The organism is Mycobacterium sp. AMU20-3851 (assembly GCF_043974665.1).
In the GTDB taxonomy this organism is placed as follows: domain Bacteria; phylum Actinomycetota; class Actinomycetes; order Mycobacteriales; family Mycobacteriaceae; genus Mycobacterium.
Map to the genome: position 1 here is coordinate 2751862 of NZ_CP146371.1, position 17068 is coordinate 2768929.

Consider the following 17068-nt stretch of genomic DNA (forward strand, 5'->3'; position numbering starts at 1 on the left):
TGTTGAGGAAGTGCGGAACAGGGCGGTCTAAGCGAACGCCCGTAGCACCGAAAGGCTGTCCTCGTAGACGTGGTGGCGGGTGATCAACCCGTTCTCAACGGTGAGGTGCAGTGCGAAGGCGGCATCGTAACTGCGGCCGGTGGATTTGGCGGTGTTGTGGAAGTCTCCGAGCACGATGGCATCCGCGCCGTCGACCAACACGGAATGTACGTCGGCGGAGCTTTGATCCGCGATGTGGTGATCGGCGATGAGCCGGAAGTGTTCGGCGACACCGGCACGCGTCGATCGTTGTCGGATCCAGGGGACGGTGTCCGTGTAGTCACCGGCCGGCCAGTTCAGCTTCCACGAGATCCGTTCGGCATACAGCTCCGCGATCTTCGTCGGGTCGCCGGCAGCGATCCGACGCAGCAACTCGGTGACCGTCTCGCGGGTGTCCATGCCAGGAGTATGACAAACGTTCTGGAGTTTGACTTTTACGTGACAGGTAATCGAAGGGGAGTGGGCGTGACCCCCACTCACGCCAGGATCGCCCGCGCCGCCCGCTCCGCGATCAGCATCACCGGCGCGTTGGTGTTCCCGGATGTAATCGTGGGCATCGCCGACGCATCGACCACGCGGAGCCCCGCGACGCGGTACACCCGACAGTCGGTGTCGAGTACCGTGCCTGCTGACCGCGGCAGACCGCGGTTGTCGAAGGCTCCCATCGCGCAGGTGCCCACCGGATGGAAGATCGTCGTACCGAGTTCACCGGCTGCCGCCCGCAGGTCTTCGTCGCTCACCAGTTGTGGTCCGGGAAGCATCTCTTCCGGGGCGTAGCGGGCCAGGGCCGGAGCCGCCATGATCTGCCGGGTCATTCGGAGGCCGCGCACGGCGATCTCGCGATCGGCGTCGGTGGACAGGTAGTTGCAGAGGATCTTGGGGCTGGTCAGCGGATCCGCGGTGGCCATCCGTACATGGCCCCGCGAGGTGGGGCGCAGATTGCAGACCGAGGGCGTGATGGCGGCAAACGGGTGCAGCGCTTCGCCGAACTTCGGCAGGGACAGCGGTTGCACGTGCCATTCCATGTCGGGGCTGGCCAACGAGGGGTCGCTCTTGGCGAATGCTCCGAGTGTGGACGGCGGCATGGTCATGGGCCCGGAGCGCAGCAGCGCATACTGAATTCCCATGCCGGCCCGGGTGATCCAGTTCCGGTACAACGTGTTGACGGTTCGGGCGCCCTGGATTCGGTAGACGCTGCGGATCTGGAGGTGGTCCTGCAGGTTCTCGCCGACGCCGGGCAGGTCGACGGCCACCGGCACCTGATGCTGGGCGAGCAGATCGGCCGGGCCCAGACCCGAGACCTGCATCAGATGCGGCGAGCCGACGGCACCGGCGCTCAGGATCACCTCGCGGCGCGCGCGGACGTCGACGGTCTGCCCGTCTTTGAGCAGCCGCACACCGGTGGCGCGGTGCCGCGCGGTGGTCCAGGCGCCGTGGCGCTGATCGCCACGGACCTGGTCGTCCATCAACAGCTGCAAGGCCTGTGTGTGGGTGTAGACAGTGAGATTCGGGCGGTGGGAGATCGGGTGCAGGAATGCGTCGGCCATCGACCAGCGCCGGCCGCGCTTCTGGTTGACGTGGAAATACGCGCTGCCCGAGTTGTCACCCCGGTTGAATTCTTCTTTCGGCTCGATGCCCAGCTCGGCGGCCGCGGCCTGCCAGGCGTCCAGAATCTTCCACCGCACGCGGGGCCGCTCGACCCGGATCTCCCCGCCGGTGCCGTGCCATTCGTCGGCGCCGCCGAAATAGTGTTCCAACTCTTTGTAGATGGCCAGCGTCTCGCCTGGACCGTCGGCGCCGTCCCACAGCCATCGTTCGTCGCCGGTGGCCTGTGCCCACAGTTCGTAATCGCTGGCCTGTCCGCGCATGTGGATCATGGCGTTGATCGACGAGCAGCCGCCGATCACGCGGCCGCGTGCGTAGAGGATGCTGCGACCGGCCAGGCCCGGATCGGGTTCGGTGGTGAAGCACCAGTCGGTGCGGGGGTTGGCGATGGTGTACAGGTAACCCACCGGCACCTTGATCCAGAACCAGTTGTCCTTGCCACCGGCCTCGACCAGCAGCACCCGATGGTCAGGGTTGGCACTGAGCCGGTTGGCGAGCAGGCAGCCCGCACTGCCTGCGCCCACGATGATGTAGTCGAATTCGGCCACATGGTTTATGTCCGGCACCGCACCTCCATTGCGCTTCATTGCGTGTCCTAGTTTGCGCGATGACGGTCCGGCCCGGTGCATTCCCGTGCGTGCTGTCCCAGCTCACCCGTTGTCCCGCCAGGCAATTACCTCCTTGAGCGAGGTGAGGTCATACCCATTGTCAGCGCCGAGCTCGGTCTGGAACAGCGTCACGCCGGCCTCGCGGAAAGCAGCGGCGCTGTCTTCGTTCTCCCAAAGTGTCGAGCGTTCGATATCGGCACCGTTGCGGCCGAACTCTGCAGCCAGCTCGTCGACAAGGTCGCTGGATCGACGGAACGCGTCGAGGTCCTGGAATGCGTGCCAGATGTCGGCGTGTCTGGCGACGGCGGGAAGTGAGCGCTTGGGTCCCGTGCCACCGATCAGGATCGGTAGCTTGCGCACAGGCGGGGGAATCAGCGCGGCGAGCCGGTTCTCGATGCGGATCAGGCTCTCGTCGAACAGGTCGAAGCGGGAGCCGAAGGTCCCGAAGTCGTAACCGTAGGTGGTGTAGTCCTTTTCGTACCAGCCAGCGCCCAGTCCCAGGATGAGTCGTCCGCCGCTGATGTGGTCGACGGTGCGCGCCATGTCGGCGAGCAGGTCCGGGTTGCGGTAGCCGACGCCGGTGACGAGCAGCCCGATCTCGGCGTGTGAGGTGATCTCGCCCCACGACGCGAGCGCGGTCCAGCCCTCGAAGTTGGAGACGTCGGGCTGCTCGTCATACATGACGGGCTTGCCGTCGACGATGCCCTTCATCGCCGGGCGGTGGAAGTGGTCGTAACCGAAGATGACGTCGACGCCGAGGTCGTCCGCGGCCAGAACGGCGTCGCGCCACGTGCGGTAGTCGGGGGTGCCGCCGGGCTGGATCTGTACGGCGACGCGGACGGGACGGGTCATGGAGATGCTCCTAGGTCATGGGAGAGGCGACCCTCGGGGCAAGCCTGTGATTGCCTGGTTTATTCCGGATCCGCTGGGGGCACCCGGCTCAGCTGTAGCGCGCTACCAGCGCACGCCCGATCGACGCGAGGTGGTCGCGCACGCCCTGCGGGCCAGTGACTTCGAGCCATGCACTGAGCCAGGCAAGTTCGCCCGCGAGGGCGTATTCGTCGCGGCCACGGATCACGACCTCGATCCGGCCGTCGGGCGCGGATCCGCCGACTTCGAGACGGCCACCGAGCATTCTCCGGAGCAGGACGAGCCCGTCGGGGGCGCACATCGCTTTGGCTTCGAGGGGAGTGCGCTTCCGGTCGACCTCGTCGGCGATCTCGCGCCAGCTCTCGGCAAGGTCGAATCCCGGCGGGCGTCGGACGGGCTCGTCGGTCAACTCGACCGAGGAGACACGGTCGATCCTGAAGGTCCGTGGACCGGCTTCCGTACTGGAGACCAGGTACCACGTCGGGCCCTTGGCGACGATGCCGAGTGGATGGACGGTCCGCGCGGTCTGCGAGCCATTGCGGTCGACGTAACCGAGCCGTGCCTGGACGCCGCGGATCACTGCCTCTTGAAGTTCGTCTAGAAACCGGGGCGGTCGCGGCTCGACCGGGCTGGATCCCCAGTGTCGTGGATCTATGACGACTGACGCCGCGGCCGCCTCGGCCTGCTCCCGGAAGGGTTCGGGCAGCGCGCGCACGAGCTTGCGCAGAGCGGCCTTCACACCTGGGGTTGCTGCCGAGGCCGGGCCGGCTACCAGGAACAGCGCGCGAGCCTCGCTTGCGGTCAGCCCGGACAGGTCGGTACGTGCGCCGCCCAGCAGGCGCCACCCGCCCCCTCGGCCCGGCGCGGAGTACACCGGCACGCCGGCTGCACTCAACGCTTCGAGGTCGCGGCGGGCGGTGCGCTCGGACACCTCCAACTCGAGCGCGACCTCCGCTGCGGTGACCTGCGCGCGCTGTTGCAGCAGCAGGAGGATGGCGACTAGGTGTTGTGACCTTGGAGGTTGTTGACGGCGTGGCGGCTTGAAATGGGGAGGACCTCCTGACGGAGTGGATGTGTCTGGCATCTATCCGTAGGAGGTCCTCGTGTCTCACGTTAACGCCCGCACCAACCTGTTCGCACGTCGCTTGATCGTGGAGCGTGTCGCCGCGGGCTGGCCGCCAGCTCATGTCGCTGAACAACTGGGCATTTCGCGGGCCACGGTCTATAAGTGGCTGCGCCGCCATCGAGAGGGCGGTGAGGAGGCGTTGGCCGACCGGTCCTCGCGTCCGCACCGGATGCCGACGCGCACCAGTGCACACGTCGAGCGCACAGTGCTCAGAGCTCGGCAGCGCCGCAAGCGCGGCGCGGTCGTGCTGGCCGCCGAGCTCGGGATGCACGCCTCGACGGTAGGCCGGATCTTGGCGCGCCATCAGGTGCCGCACTTGAGTGCGATCGACCCGATCACGGGGCAGCCGGTGCGCTCGTCGCGGCGCAGCCCCAACCGCTATGAGTACCGCACCCCAGGAGCAATGGTCCACGTCGATGTCAAAAAGTTGGGACGCATCCCCAAAGGTGGCGGGTGGCGCCTGCACGGCCGCGACGCGAAGGTGTCAGTTGCCAACCGGCACAAGAAGACCAAGATCGGCTATGACTATGTGCACACCGCGATCGATGACCGCACCAGGCTGGCATACAGCGAAGTACTGCCCGACGAGAAAGACCTCACGTGCGCAGGATTCTTGCACCGAGCGATGGTGTGGTTCGCCGGCCACGGTGTGCGGGTGCGGCGGCTGCTGACGGACAACGCTTTGGTCTACCGGCGCGGCACCAATTGGGGCTGGGTGTGCACGGCCTGGGGACTGCGACGCAGGTTCATCAAGCCCGGCTGCCCCTGGACCAACGGGAAAGCCGAGCGTTTCAACCGGACCCTGCTCAATGAATGGGCCTACGCCCGACCCTGGACCTCCAGCAGCGTCCGCAAACGAGCACTTGACCGATTCCTGCGCCGATACAACACTCAACGAGGCCACTCCGCCCTCGGCGGGAAACCACCCATCACCAGACTCGCCGCCTGACAACAACCTGTCAGGTCACAACAACTAGCCGGTCGGCTCGCATGCAACCACACTCGCACATCAAACTGGCCATAAGGTGACCGCTTTAGGTCGGCACAATGGCGCCCATGACCACACCGACCAGTTCCGTCACCGACCACCGCGAGGATCCCCGGCGAATCTTCGACCGTGCCATCGCCACCTGCGGGGTCGTCATTGCCGGTATCCGGACCGAGCAACTCACGGCCCCGACACCATGTACAGACATGAGTGTCCGAGTGCTGCTCGCCCACCTCGTGGGCGTTCTGGACCGGGTTGCTGCGCTCGGCAACGGCCAAGACCCCTTCGCTGTGACCGAGATTCCTGTGGCCGACGACCGCTGGTCGGATGCGTGGTGGGAGGCGGCGAGGCGAGCCGCAGAGGCCTGGAGCGACGACCTCGTACTCGAACGATCCATGGCACTGCCCTGGGTCGAGGGCAGCGGCGCCGAGGTGCTGGCGACCTATTTCTCCGAGCTGACCGTGCACACGTGGGATCTCGCGACGGCAACCGGTCAGCAGCCGGACTGGGACGACACCGTCGTCGACGCGGCGCTCGAGGCGGCCCGCCGGATCCTCCCGGCCGAGAACCGCCGAGCTCTCTACGCGGAGATCTCATCCGCGAGGGGCCTCGACACGGTCGCCGTCCCGTTCGCCGAGGCAGTTCCGATCTCCGACGGCGCCCGGCCCATTGAGCGCCTCGTCGCGTGGAACGGGCGGGATCCGTTCGGCCGAGCCTGACTCAAAACCACTGGGCCACAAGCTTGTCCAGGCGGAGAAGGGAGCTACAGCAGACCCACCGGTCGGCAGACATTGGACAAGGCGTTCCAGTACTGGCCGGGTGGACAGTTCTCCGCGGGACGCGGCGTCTGGCAGGTGTTGGTGATCGGATCCCAGAACTGGCCGTTGACGCAGTTCAGGGGTGCTGCCGAAGCTGTCCCGGCGGCGAACAACGACAGGGCAGCAATGGGGGCGGCCGTAAGAACGGCGGCGGTCGAACGAAGTGAGAGATTGCGCATGAGTTGATCTTGCCCGAGGCCGTGCGTCCGCAAACCCCGTTGGATCGAAATCGGCGCCGCGGGGCGGATGTCGGCGCCCGAATGGACTAACCTGGCCTATCGTCGGCCGGGGTTCGGGTCGCAAGCCGCCGCGACAACGGCAGCAGGACCAGCAGGCTGACGATGGCCACGACCACGACCATGACCACCACGGTGGGGTCGGTGAAGCTTTGTCCGCCGACCACCAGTGCGGCGGCGATGTTGCGTTGGGCGGTGCCCAAACCCAGCACGGGCCGGGTCGTGGCGGCCGGGCCGCCCAGCGCCCAACCCAGCGCGTAGCCGATGCCGATGAATAGCACGCCGGCCAGGATGGCGCGGGTGCCGAGCACCGAGAGCACGTTGTGGAAGTTGACCACCACCAGCAGTATCACCACGGCGATCAGACCGAGGCTGGACAGGCGGTGGGGCGGTGATTGCGCGGAACGTGAGTCCCAGTCCCATTGCCAACATGCTCGAGACGACGAAGATCAGGGTGGCGACCGGGACGGCGTGCTGCAGTACGGCCATCGCGTTGACCTAACTTCAGAATTGCAGGCTGATCGAGCCCGCCGCCACCGTACTGTACGCAGCAGCGTTCGTGCGTGGCGCCGTTTCGGGGCCTCATGCCGTAGCGGATCTCATTCATGTCCGATCCTTAGGGACGGTGGGTGGGCGGCCGTGGGGACCGCGAGCGACCGCGTTGAGGCGGATTTCGGGTAGGTCCGGAGTCCTTTCCATACGACACCGCGCTGCTGGAGATCGCGCAATTGTGTTCTCGTGAAGTGGAAGTCGATGTCATCAACACCCACTTGCGGCGTGTTCAGGCAGACGTCTCGTTCGGGTTCTTCCAGCACCTGAGCCCGTGCCGAGGCGGTGCCGACGGCGACGACCTACAGGCGCTGCTCGGCGACCGGCTGCGTGCGGAGATCATCAGTTCGGCGATGTTCACCGCCCTCGACATCTGGCTGACGATGGGAGCGGGAGACTTCGAGAACCTGGAGCGTCTGATCGATTCGGCTTTGGAGGTCATCCCGACGGGATTCGTAAACCAGGCGAAGGTCGGCAGGCTTGGGAACACCGCCACCACCTAGGCGGCGATTCAGGAGATGCTGCTGATGATCGCGATGACCAGACCACCCACCGTCAACGCTCCAACCAGCGTCGCGGCGACTATGGCCCGACGGCGCCGCCGCTGGCGGGCGGCAGCGAGTGCCACCGCAATACCGATGAGGATCAGCGCTGCATAGACCGCGAGCGCCGCCGTCAGCGTTGCTGCCGTCGCTGCGCTGGCCTGAGTCACGTCGTGCATGTCGTGAGCCTACGGGCGGATCACCCGTGGGGCGGGGCTGTGTGTGCGGGATCGACAACCGGCGCGTCCGCGCTAAGTCTTGACCTCTTGTTCACTCGGCGTGTTGGGGCCGGGCGCGGTCTGCACCACCGCATGCACTCGGCGACCCCAGCGGGTTGACTATGAGTTGAACGACCTATGCCGGGTCCGGGGATAGGTGTGTGCGGAGGTAGGAAATCGCTGCGGCCAAACGGATTGGATCATCGCCGAACGCTCCCAGCCCAGCGTTACACGACGGGCATAACAAGCCACGAACTGCTCCGGTGGCGTGATCATGATCGACGGCGAGGGGCATCTTTGCGAGCGGTCTACCATCAGCGCGGGGACGGCCGCCGACACGATCAAGATCGATTGCGGATTCTCTGCGTCCGCAGATGGCGCAACGGCAGTCTTGTGCCTGCCGCAACGAGTCATATTCCTCGGGCGTAATTCGATACTTAGCCCACAGATTCGCGCGTCGAATCTCTTTGGGATCTTGAAGAAGTCTACGAGCCCGCTGGTAGCAGGCCGTGCATAACGGAGCGGGTTTGACGCGCACAATTTGTTTTCGCGTTTTCAACTCGGCGCATCCACCGCAACGCGTCAATGCTTCGTCGGATGCGACAGCGGGGGTAAGCATGTTCCTAGCGTGCCAGGACGTACCGACAAGTTGACATAGTGTAGATTATCGGCGAAGTGCAGTGCCTGCTGGTCGGTGGTGAAGATTCGGCGCCGGCAGACCTGGCGTGCATTTTCCGCACCCTCAGCGTCCGCTGTTGACGCCGACGCGAACCTACCGAGGAATGCCGCTGCCCTGCAGTCTGCGCACCCTGTGGATCGACGGGGTCCGACGTCCAGCTCTCGAACCGGGCGAACCCGCGGGCCCGATCGCCGATGGCACGCCAGCCCGCCGGCGGTCCAGGCCCGGCATCGAGTCCCGCCCATGCGTCCACACCCTCTCCGGCCCATCTACCCGCAATACGTCACTGTGACGAATACTGCTGAGACGCAACGACATTGCGCACCGCGGTGTGCGGCTCGTGGCCGCATGGCCAACGTCGCGGGCGCGCCGACCGCTGCGGCTGCAGCTCACGGACGACCTGACCCGGCGTCCTCCGCCCGACGCATGGCGGACCCGACGCCGGAGAACTCCCCCTGCAGACGTGTGCCGGGCACTCATGACGAAACGTCACTGTGACGAAATGGGGGGCGGCTGGCTGCTCGTAATCTGTTGCTGTGCAGGACCTTTCGATGGTCACCCGGGCAAGGTTTGTGCCGCCATCGGACTGGCTATAGACCTCGGATGACCAAGCATGCCGCGTCGGTGATCCCGCTGTCCGCTCTTGCCGTAGCCGGCATCGTGGTGCTGTCTGCATGCTCGTCGGGAGACGGTGATGCGACATCGCAGTCGAGCGCCACGTCGGCGGCCAGTTCGGAGGTCGCCTCGACCACGCAGACGAGCGCGACCCAGGCTCCCGACGCGGCGCTCGGCCCGGATGCGGACCTCGCCACGGCAACCTTCCCGGTGGACCTCGACCGGGCGCTCTCGGTCGCCGGCGATGCGGCACCCGGTGGCACGATCACCAAGATCGAGCTCGAGTTCGATCGCTCAACCAATGCCTGGGTGTGGAAGATCGACTCACAGAACGCCACCGAGCAGCGTGAGATCAAAATCGACGCGCAGTCCGCACGGGTGCTTGCCGACGAGCGCGACCAGGAATCGTCGAATCCGGTGGCCGTCGACCCGCGGAGGTTGCCGCCCATGGACGCACTCGGCCTGGCAACCGCGCTGGTGCCCGGCTCCGTCGAGTCGTGGGCGCTGGAGTTCGACGACGGACGCCAGCGGTACTCGGTCGACATCCGCACGCCCGGAGGCGTCGACAATGATGCCGATGTCGACGTCGATGTCGAGACACGCGCGGCGACCCGATCTTAGGAAGTTGCTACTGCTCGCGCCAGCCGATCAATGCCTCGGAGATCACTCCGGTCGCCGTCTTCAGTGCCGGGACGGCTCGCGCGATCAGATCCTTGGTGACGCGCGCCGCTGGCCCGGAGATGCCGATCGCCATCGGCGTGGGAGCGCCCGGGACCGCCATCGCGACGGAGCGGACGCCGACCTCGAATTCCTCGTCGTCGACCGCGTAACCATCGGCACGAACACGCTCGACCTTCGCGAACACCGCGGACAGCGTCGACGCGCTGTTCTCGGTCGGCGCCGGAAGTCCGGACTGGGTAACCAGTTTGAGGATGCGTGCATCATCGAGTTCGCCCAGCACGGCCTTGCCGACGCCCGAGGTGTGCAGGCCGACGCGCTTGCCGACCTCGTTGTTGGTCCGCATCAGCTTCGATGGGAGCACCTGCCCGGTGTAGATCACCATGTCACCATCGAGCACCGCCAGGCTCGCGGTCTCGGACAGCTCGTCGGCCAACGACTGCAGCACCGGACCGGCGACCGCGCCCAACTGACGGTTGGCCACCTCGCCGAGCCGTATCAACCTGGGCCCCAGCGCGTAACGGCGATTCGGCAGTTGGCGCACATAGCCCATACCGACCAGCGTGCGCAGTAGGCGGTGGATCGTCGGCGGCGGCAACGGAGATTCCGCCGACAGCTCCGTCAGCGAGCACTCCCCTCCCGCCCGTCCGATCAGTTCCATCAGCTCGAACGCGCGCTCCACCGACTGCACACCGCCCGACTTCTCCGCCATGCGATCCACTTTCGGTAGACGATTCGTGTTCCATCCAACACGCGCAATCATAATTCCGCAATACGGAATTGAGGCAAAGTCCAGATCCGCTCCTAGTGAATACCGGTGCCGCACGCTAAACTCCACAATGTGGAATTCTGGCTCGACGGGGCCCTCCGCGCCGGGAAGGAACATCTGTGACTCGACGACTCGACGACGCCGTGCTGGCCGACGTCGACCGCCGCCTCTCGGCCGCCGACGCACACCTCGCGAGTCGGTACCCCGGTGATGACGGCCGCCGCCAGCCCGTGCACACCGTCTACATCCCCGGCAACCGGTACACCGCGACGATCCCCGCGGACTGGGGAACCACCGCGCTTGCCGCCGCCAAGGACGCGGGCGGACTCGACGCGGTGGCTCGCCTCGTCGGCGCGAGCGACGGAACCGACTGCGCCCCGGACACTCTGGCGACGCTGGTCGAGCACAAGCTGAGCACCGAACCCATCGAAGACCTCCGGATCGACTTCGAGGACGGTTACGGCACCTTCGACGACGAGACCGAGGATGCCGACGTAGCCCGGGCCATCGCCGAGTTGCGGACCGCGCTCGACGCGGGCACCTCGACCCCGTTCGTCGGCATCCGGTTCAAGTGCTTCGAGGCGGGCACCAGGAAGCGCGGCCTGCGGACGCTCGACATGTTCGTCAGCGGCCTGGTCGAATCGGGCGGTCTCCCCGACGGCCTGACCCTCACCCTGCCCAAGGTGACATCGGTCGAGCAGGTCGAGGCGATGGTCTCGGTCGCGAGCGCGCTCGAAACGGCAAACGGGCTGCCCGTGGGGCGCATCCGGTTCGAGGTGCAGGTCGAAACCCCGCAGGCGATCCTGGGTGCCGACGGCCGCGCCACGGTCGCCCAGTTCATCCACGCCGGCCAGGGCCGCGTCAGCTCGCTGCACTACGGAACTTACGACTATTCGGCATCTCTCGGTATCGCCGCGGCCTACCAGTCGATGGAGCATCCGGCGGCCGACCATGCCAAGAACGTCATGCAACTCGCCGTCGCGGGCACCGGCGTGCACCTGTCCGACGGCTCCACGAACATCCTGCCGGTGGGCGACCCGGACAACGTCGCGATGGCCTGGAAGCTGCACGCACGGCTGGTCCGACGCCACCTTGAGCGCGGCATCTACCAGGGCTGGGACATGCACCCCGCGCAACTGGTCACCCGGTACCTGGCGACCTACGCGTTCTATCGCGGGGCCTTTGCACCCGCCGCGACGCGCCTGCGCAACTACGTCCACCGGCTCGACTCGGCGGTCATGGATGAGCCGGCCACCGCCCGCGCGCTGGCCGGCGTGATCCATCGCGGCAGTGTGTGCGGTGCCCTCACCGCCGACGAGATCGAAAGCGCCGCCGACCTTCCCACGTCCACCGTGCGCGATATCGCGCTCGGCCGCACAACCAGGAGCACCCCGTGACCCAGCCAGTGACCGCCGCGTCGTACTACACGCCCCGGGGCGGCCTGCCCCCGCAGACCGACCTGCTGACCGACCGCGCCATCGTCACGGAGGCCTACACGGTCATTCCGCGTGGCGTGCTCTCCGACATCGTCACGTCGGTGTTCCCGGAGTGGACCGATACCCGCGCGTGGATCCTCAACCGACCGGTGGCCGGCGGCGCGACGACGTACTTCCAGGCGATCGTCGAGGTCAAGCCCGGTGGCGGCGCGCAACGACCCGAACCGCAGTCCGAGGTGCAGAGCTTCCTGTTCGTCACCTCCGGTGCGTTGACCGTCGACGCGGCAGGTCAGTCCCAGACCCTGTCCGAGGGCGGGTTCGCCTACCTGCCGGCGGGCACCGACTGGTCGGCCCGCAACGACGGCGCCCAGGATGCGACGTTCGTGTGGATCCGCAAGCGCTACGAGGCCATCGCGGGCCACACGCCGTCGGTGAAGTTCGGCAACGAGCAGGACGTCGCACCGTCGGCCATGCCCGGGACCGACGGCAAGTGGCGCACCACGCGCATGCTCGACCCGCAGGACCTCGCCTACGACATGCATGTCAACATCGTCACGTTCGAGCCCGGTGCGACGATCCCGTTCGCCGAGACCCACGTGATGGAGCACGGGCTGTTGATGCTCGAAGGCAAGGCTGTCTACCACCTCAACGGGGACTGGGTCGAGGTGCAGGAGGGCGATTTCCTCGCGCTGCGCGCCTTCTGCCCGCAGGCGTGCTACGCGGGCGGGCCGTCGAACTTCCGGTATCTGCTGTACAAGGACGTCAACCGCCAGATCATGCTCTGACACAACAAGACCGGGCGCTTCGGATGGGGCGCCCGGTCTTGTTCATGTCGCGGATCTACAGCTGAAACGGCCAGCCGATGACCTTCTTCTGGCGTGGAGTCGCGTAGGTCCGAACCTTCGACGTGGACAGCCCCATCCGCACCAGGCCCTCGGCGATGGTGACGGCCGAACGGACCCCGTCGACGATCGGCACGCCGGTCGCGGCCGATACCTTCTCCTCGAGTTCGGCCATGCCGCCGCAGCCCAGACAGATCACCTCGGCGTGATCGCGTTCGACGGCCTCCCGCGCCTGGCGCACGATCGCCTCGACCGCACGATCGGGATCCGCCTCGAGTTCGAGCACACCGAGACCCGAAGCCCGCACCGACGCGCACCGTGCGTCGAGTCCGGCGAGCTTGAGACGGTCCTCGATCAACGGGACGGTGCGGTCGAGGGTGGTGACCACCGAGTACTTGTGGCCGAGATACATGGCCGTGGACGCGGCCGCCTCGGTGATGTCGACCACCGGGACGTCGAGCAGCTCCTGCAGGCCCTCCCGGCCGTGCTCGCCGTAGCCGGCCTGGATCACCGCGTCGAACGGCTCCGGGTAGGAGGTGATCGCGTCCATGACGGCGATGGCCGCGAGATAGCTCTCGAAGTTGCCTTCACACGAGTCCGCACCGAACCGCGGTGTGATGCCGACGATCTCGGTGCCCGGTGAGGCGACACCGCGCGCCGACTCGGCGATCGCATCGGTCATCGACGCGGTCGTGTTGACGTTGGCTACGAGAATTCTCATACCGGTCCTAGTGGTGCGTGCTCGTCACGGCGATGGGTTCGCCGGAGACATCGTTGAACGGACCCCGGCGGTCGGCAAGCATCCAGTACACGACCGCGCCGAGCCCGGCGCCGATGAACCAGGAGAACTCCGAGACGACCTTGAACGCCGGGACGAAGGCCATCAGCAGGGCCGCGACCGCCGTGATGGCCAGGGCGGCCACCGCGCGGACGTTGACGCCCTTCGCGTAGTGGTACTCGCCGTCGGGATCCACGGTGAACAGGGCCAGCACGTTGATCTTCGAGCGACGCACCAACCAGTAGTCCACCATGATGATGCCGAACAGCGGGCCGAGGATGGCGCCGAGGCCACCGAGGAAGTAGTTGATGACGGCCGGCGAGTTGTACAGGTTCCACGGCAGGATCACCAGTCCGATGACAGCCGAGATGAAGGCTGCCCGACGGAAATTGAGGTGCTTCGGGAACAGATTGTTCAGCGCGTAGATCGGTGCGACGAAGTTGGCCATCAGGTTGACCGCGACGGTCAGGATCAGCAGCGCGAGGGCAGCGAGCACCAGCAGCAGGGTGTTCGGGACCTCCTGGACGATGTCGGCGGGCGCCTCGATGATGCGCCCATCGATGCGGAACTGCGCGCCGGCCAGGGTGATCACGATCGCCCCGAACACCAGCATGTTCAGCGGGATGCCCCAGAAGTTGCCGCGCACGATGGCGCGCTTGGACGTCGCATTACGGGTGAAATCGCAGAAGTTGAGCACGAACGTGCCGTAGATGGCGACCCACAGGCTGGCGCCACCGATGATCTGCAACCACATGTCGACGCCGGTCAGCGAGTCGGGCGTGGTCCACGCGATGCTCCAGTCGGCATTGCCCAGCACCCAGATCGCCAGTGCGATCATCGTGAACAGGATGACCGGGCCGGCGAACGCCTCGTACTTGCGGATCATCTCCATGCCGTAGCTGACGATGATCACCTGGACCACCCACAGCGAGACGAACGAGATCCAGCCCAGCGTCGACAGGCCCAGGAAGCTGTTGGTGTCCAGGGTTGCCGCCGCCGGTGCGAGCGCGATGATCATGATGCGCAGCACCACCGACGCCAGGTAGGTCTGGATACCGAACCAGGCGATCGCGACCGCGCCGCGGATGAGTGCCGGGATCTGCGCGCCGCGGATGCCGAACGCGATCCGGCTCATCACCGGGAACGGGACCCCGGTCTTCTCCCCCATGAACCCGGACAGGTTCAGCAGCAGGAAGAGAAAGATGCCGCCGAGGCCGAGCGCGAGCAGGATCTGCCAGCCACCCAGGCCCAGGGCGAACAGCCCGATGGCAAAGGAATAGTTGCCCAGACTGTGAACATCGTTGGCCCACAACGTGAAGATGTTGTAGGCGCTCCACCGGCGGCCTTCGCGCTTGGTGGGCGCGAGGTCGGCGTTGTAGAGGTGCGGACTCACCTGGTCGAACGGGGTTGCATCGTTACGATTGGAGTCGTCGATGAGCCCGGTGGACTCTGTGCTCATGGATACGCCTGTCACGGTCGGAGCGTCGACGCGAGGCGCCGGCGCAGAATTCCACTGTGCGGAAGAATTTCTCCACAGATTTGACAATTAGCGCGCATGCGGACACCGCGTGTCAACCCTCTGGTCCAATTGACTGTGTCAGTGCTCACATCTACCCTTCCCCTATATTGGAGTTTTAGTTCCACGATGAGGAATCGTGTTCGCACTAACGGAGAGCTGCCGATGACCGACGCCCCTGATCAGTCGGATCGACCCGAATACGACCTGGTGGTCCGCGGCCAACGGACGCTGACGACGGCCGGGATCGTCGCGCGCGAGATCGGTATCCGCGACGGCCGCATCGTCGCGATCGAGCCGTTCGGCAGCGGCCTGCGTGCCGCCGAGATCGTCGAACTCACCGACGAACAGGTCATGATTCCCGGTCTGGTCGACACGCATGTGCACGTCAACGAGCCGGGCCGCACCGAGTGGGAGGGTTTCGACTCGGCCACCCGCGCCGCGGCCGCCGGCGGCGTCACCACGCTGATCGACATGCCGCTCAACTCGATTCCACCGACGGTCAACGTCGAGGCGCTCGACGCCAAGCGGGCGGCCGCCTCCGGGAAGACCCATATCGACGTCGGCTTCTGGGGCGGAGCGATCCCCGGCAACACCGACGATCTGCGCGGTCTGCACGACGACGGCGTCTTCGGCTTCAAGTGCTTCCTGCTGCATTCCGGCGTCGACGAGTTCCCCCACCTCGACGCCGACGAGATGGAGAAGGACATGGCCGTGCTGGCCGGCTTCGACTCCATGATGATCGTGCACGCCGAGGACTCCCGCGCCATCGACCGCGCCCCGTCGGCCGAGGGCAACAAGTACGAGCGCTTCCTCGCCTCACGTCCGCGCGGCGCAGAGAATGTGGCGATCGCCGAGGTCATCGAGCGTGCCCGCTGGACCGGCGTGCGCGCGCACATCCTGCACCTGTCCTCGTCGGACGCGCTGCCCATGCTCGCGACCGCGAAACGCGACGGCGTCAAGATCACCGTCGAGACCTGCCCGCACTATCTGACCCTGCTGGCCGAGGAGATCCCGAACGGCGCCACCGCCTTCAAGTGCTGCCCGCCGATCCGCGAGGCATCGAACCGGGAACTGTTGTGGCAGGGCCTGCTCGACGGCACGATCGACTGCATCGTCTCCGACCACTCGCCGTCGACGATCGACCTGAAGGACGTCGAGAACGGCGACTTCGGTATCGCGTGGGGCGGGGTGGCATCGCTGCAGCTGGGCCTGTCGCTGATCTGGACCGAGGCCAAGCGCCGCGGTATCGAGCTGACCCAGGTGCTGGACTGGATGGCGGCCAAACCTGCGGCGCTCGCCGGACTGAACACCAAGGGCAAGATCGCGCTCGGGTACGACGCGGATTTCGCCATCTTCGAGCCCGACTCCGCACAGGTCGTCGACGTGCACAAGCTGCACCACAAGAATCCCGTCAGCCCGTATGACGGGCGTGCCCTCGCCGGAGTCGTCGCCAGCACCTGGTTGCGCGGCAAGAAGATCGACTTCCAGACACCGCGGGGCCGGATGCTGCGTCGCGGCGGGGTGTAGCTCGCTGACAACATTAGGCGTCCACGGCATCGGCTCTACGCGCCGTGCCGGCCTCACCGGATCGGGTGGACCGGCGAGCTACTTGCCGTCGGGACGGTGCGGCCCCGCGGACGGCGGTGGCCAGGTGATCGTGTCTCCGCTCTCGCGGACACCCCACTTGCGTTTGGAGGGCTGCCGTATGTCCGGGTGTGAATCCTTCACCGGGGTGATCGCCACCGAGATCCACACCGCGGTGAGCGTTGCCGCGGCCACCGCGGACACACCGGTAGAGGCCGCCAGGATCGGGTCCGCCGAGCTGGTACGCGACCACCAGAAGGCGCCGACGCCGGCCACCGTCGACACCCCTGACAGGTAGGCCGCCGCCACGCACCACCGGAACCGGCGGCGCCGCAGCGTGACCACCGAACAGATCGCAGCCCCGGCGCCCAGCGCGGCCGCGGCCAGCGGTATCCCCCCGCCCGCGGCCGTCGCAATAACTCCGGCCACGATCAGCACCGTGGCCGCCACCCACGCCACCCGACGTGCCCACGGGGGCAGGTGGACATCTTCGAGCACCCGGTGCTCGATCTGCTTGAGGGTCGCTTCGAGCGACTGGTCGCGCGACCGCAGACGGAACACCTGGCTCA

19 protein-coding genes are annotated in these 17068 nt (G+C 66.5%); 7 read left to right on the plus strand and 12 right to left on the minus strand.

Going from position 1 to position 17068, the window contains the following annotated elements:
* Nucleotides 1–27: 27 nt before the first annotated feature.
* The 4 genes from V4U86_RS13240 to V4U86_RS13255 all read right to left on the minus strand — a co-directional run bounded on the left by V4U86_RS13240 (nt 28) and on the right by V4U86_RS13255 (nt 4116).
* Entirely contained in the window at nt 28–438 is a 411-nt protein-coding gene (locus V4U86_RS13240) for a nuclear transport factor 2 family protein (RefSeq protein WP_395311652.1), read from the minus strand.
* A 77-nt stretch (nt 439–515) separates the two neighbouring features.
* Complete coding sequence (locus tag V4U86_RS13245) at nt 516–2192, minus strand: GMC family oxidoreductase (protein WP_425590834.1); 1677 nt, start codon at nt 2190–2192, stop codon at nt 516–518.
* A gap of 102 nt (nt 2193–2294) precedes the next feature.
* Nucleotides 2295–3104: an LLM class F420-dependent oxidoreductase gene (locus V4U86_RS13250; protein WP_395311654.1), complete on the minus strand. Its 810-nt coding sequence runs from the start codon at nt 3102–3104 to the stop codon at nt 2295–2297.
* A gap of 88 nt (nt 3105–3192) precedes the next feature.
* Nucleotides 3193–4116 (minus strand): helix-turn-helix transcriptional regulator, encoded by a 924-nt coding sequence (locus V4U86_RS13255; RefSeq protein ID WP_395312030.1) that lies wholly within the window; start codon nt 4114–4116, stop codon nt 3193–3195.
* A 109-nt stretch (nt 4117–4225) separates the two neighbouring features.
* Between V4U86_RS13255 and V4U86_RS13260 the strand changes: the two genes are divergently transcribed.
* Nucleotides 4226–5197: an IS481 family transposase gene (locus tag V4U86_RS13260; protein ID WP_395310371.1), complete on the plus strand. Its 972-nt coding sequence runs from the start codon at nt 4226–4228 to the stop codon at nt 5195–5197.
* A 107-nt stretch (nt 5198–5304) separates the two neighbouring features.
* The gene (locus V4U86_RS13265; RefSeq protein ID WP_395311655.1) at nt 5305–5955 is read left to right on the plus strand and encodes a TIGR03086 family metal-binding protein; all 651 of its coding nucleotides are present in this window, start codon (nt 5305–5307) and stop codon (nt 5953–5955) included.
* A gap of 44 nt (nt 5956–5999) precedes the next feature.
* Here the strand turns inward: V4U86_RS13265 and V4U86_RS13270 are convergent, their stop codons facing one another.
* Together V4U86_RS13270 and V4U86_RS13275 are read right to left on the minus strand one after the other, a co-directional pair.
* A complete protein-coding gene (locus V4U86_RS13270) occupies nt 6000–6233 on the minus strand; it encodes a hypothetical protein (protein WP_395311656.1) in 234 nt (77 codons plus the stop codon).
* Between the two features lie 86 nt (nt 6234–6319).
* On the minus strand, nt 6320–6646 hold the full coding sequence (locus V4U86_RS13275; protein ID WP_395311657.1) for a hypothetical protein: 327 nt from the start codon (nt 6644–6646) through the stop codon (nt 6320–6322).
* A 387-nt stretch (nt 6647–7033) separates the two neighbouring features.
* On the opposite strand from V4U86_RS13275, the gene V4U86_RS13280 reads away from it, so the two are divergent.
* Entirely contained in the window at nt 7034–7342 is a 309-nt protein-coding gene (locus V4U86_RS13280) for a hypothetical protein (protein ID WP_395311658.1), read from the plus strand.
* An 8-nt stretch (nt 7343–7350) separates the two neighbouring features.
* Here V4U86_RS13280 and V4U86_RS13285 read toward each other — a convergent pair whose 3' ends face one another.
* A complete protein-coding gene (locus V4U86_RS13285; protein WP_395311659.1) occupies nt 7351–7560 on the minus strand; it encodes a hypothetical protein in 210 nt (69 codons plus the stop codon).
* 175 nt (nt 7561–7735) lie between these two features.
* Nucleotides 7736–8218, minus strand: coding sequence for an endonuclease VII domain-containing protein (locus tag V4U86_RS13290; protein WP_395311660.1), 483 nt, complete (start codon nt 8216–8218; stop codon nt 7736–7738).
* Nucleotides 8219–8881: 663 nt separating this feature from the next.
* On the opposite strand from V4U86_RS13290, the gene V4U86_RS13295 reads away from it, so the two are divergent.
* Nucleotides 8882–9514, plus strand: a complete 633-nt coding sequence (locus V4U86_RS13295) for a PepSY domain-containing protein (RefSeq protein WP_395311661.1) — start codon at nt 8882–8884, stop codon at nt 9512–9514.
* A gap of 7 nt (nt 9515–9521) precedes the next feature.
* On the opposite strand, the gene V4U86_RS13300 is transcribed toward V4U86_RS13295, so the two are convergent.
* Nucleotides 9522–10283, minus strand: a complete 762-nt coding sequence (locus tag V4U86_RS13300) for an IclR family transcriptional regulator (RefSeq protein WP_395311662.1) — start codon at nt 10281–10283, stop codon at nt 9522–9524.
* Nucleotides 10284–10459: 176 nt separating this feature from the next.
* Here V4U86_RS13300 and V4U86_RS13305 point away from each other — a divergent pair, with 176 nt between their 5' ends.
* Together V4U86_RS13305 and V4U86_RS13310 are read left to right on the plus strand one after the other, a co-directional pair.
* On the plus strand, nt 10460–11737 hold the full coding sequence (locus V4U86_RS13305) for a DUF6986 family protein (RefSeq protein ID WP_395311663.1): 1278 nt from the start codon (nt 10460–10462) through the stop codon (nt 11735–11737).
* An 8-nt stretch (nt 11738–11745) separates the two neighbouring features.
* Complete coding sequence (locus tag V4U86_RS13310) at nt 11746–12561, plus strand: bifunctional allantoicase/(S)-ureidoglycine aminohydrolase (RefSeq protein WP_395312031.1); 816 nt, start codon at nt 11746–11748, stop codon at nt 12559–12561.
* Nucleotides 12562–12616: 55 nt separating this feature from the next.
* Here the strand turns inward: V4U86_RS13310 and V4U86_RS13315 are convergent, their stop codons facing one another.
* Complete coding sequence (locus tag V4U86_RS13315; RefSeq protein ID WP_395311664.1) at nt 12617–13339, minus strand: aspartate/glutamate racemase family protein; 723 nt, start codon at nt 13337–13339, stop codon at nt 12617–12619.
* Between the two features lie 7 nt (nt 13340–13346).
* Nucleotides 13347–14855 (minus strand): NCS1 family nucleobase:cation symporter-1, encoded by a 1509-nt coding sequence (locus tag V4U86_RS13320; RefSeq protein ID WP_395311665.1) that lies wholly within the window; start codon nt 14853–14855, stop codon nt 13347–13349.
* 222 nt (nt 14856–15077) lie between these two features.
* Here V4U86_RS13320 and allB point away from each other — a divergent pair, with 222 nt between their 5' ends.
* On the plus strand, nt 15078–16442 hold the full coding sequence (gene allB, locus V4U86_RS13325) for an allantoinase AllB (protein WP_395311666.1): 1365 nt from the start codon (nt 15078–15080) through the stop codon (nt 16440–16442).
* A 78-nt stretch (nt 16443–16520) separates the two neighbouring features.
* On the opposite strand, the gene V4U86_RS13330 is transcribed toward allB, so the two are convergent.
* Nucleotides 16521–17060, minus strand: a complete 540-nt coding sequence (locus tag V4U86_RS13330; protein ID WP_395312032.1) for a hypothetical protein — start codon at nt 17058–17060, stop codon at nt 16521–16523.
* Nucleotides 17061–17068 lie beyond the last annotated feature (8 nt).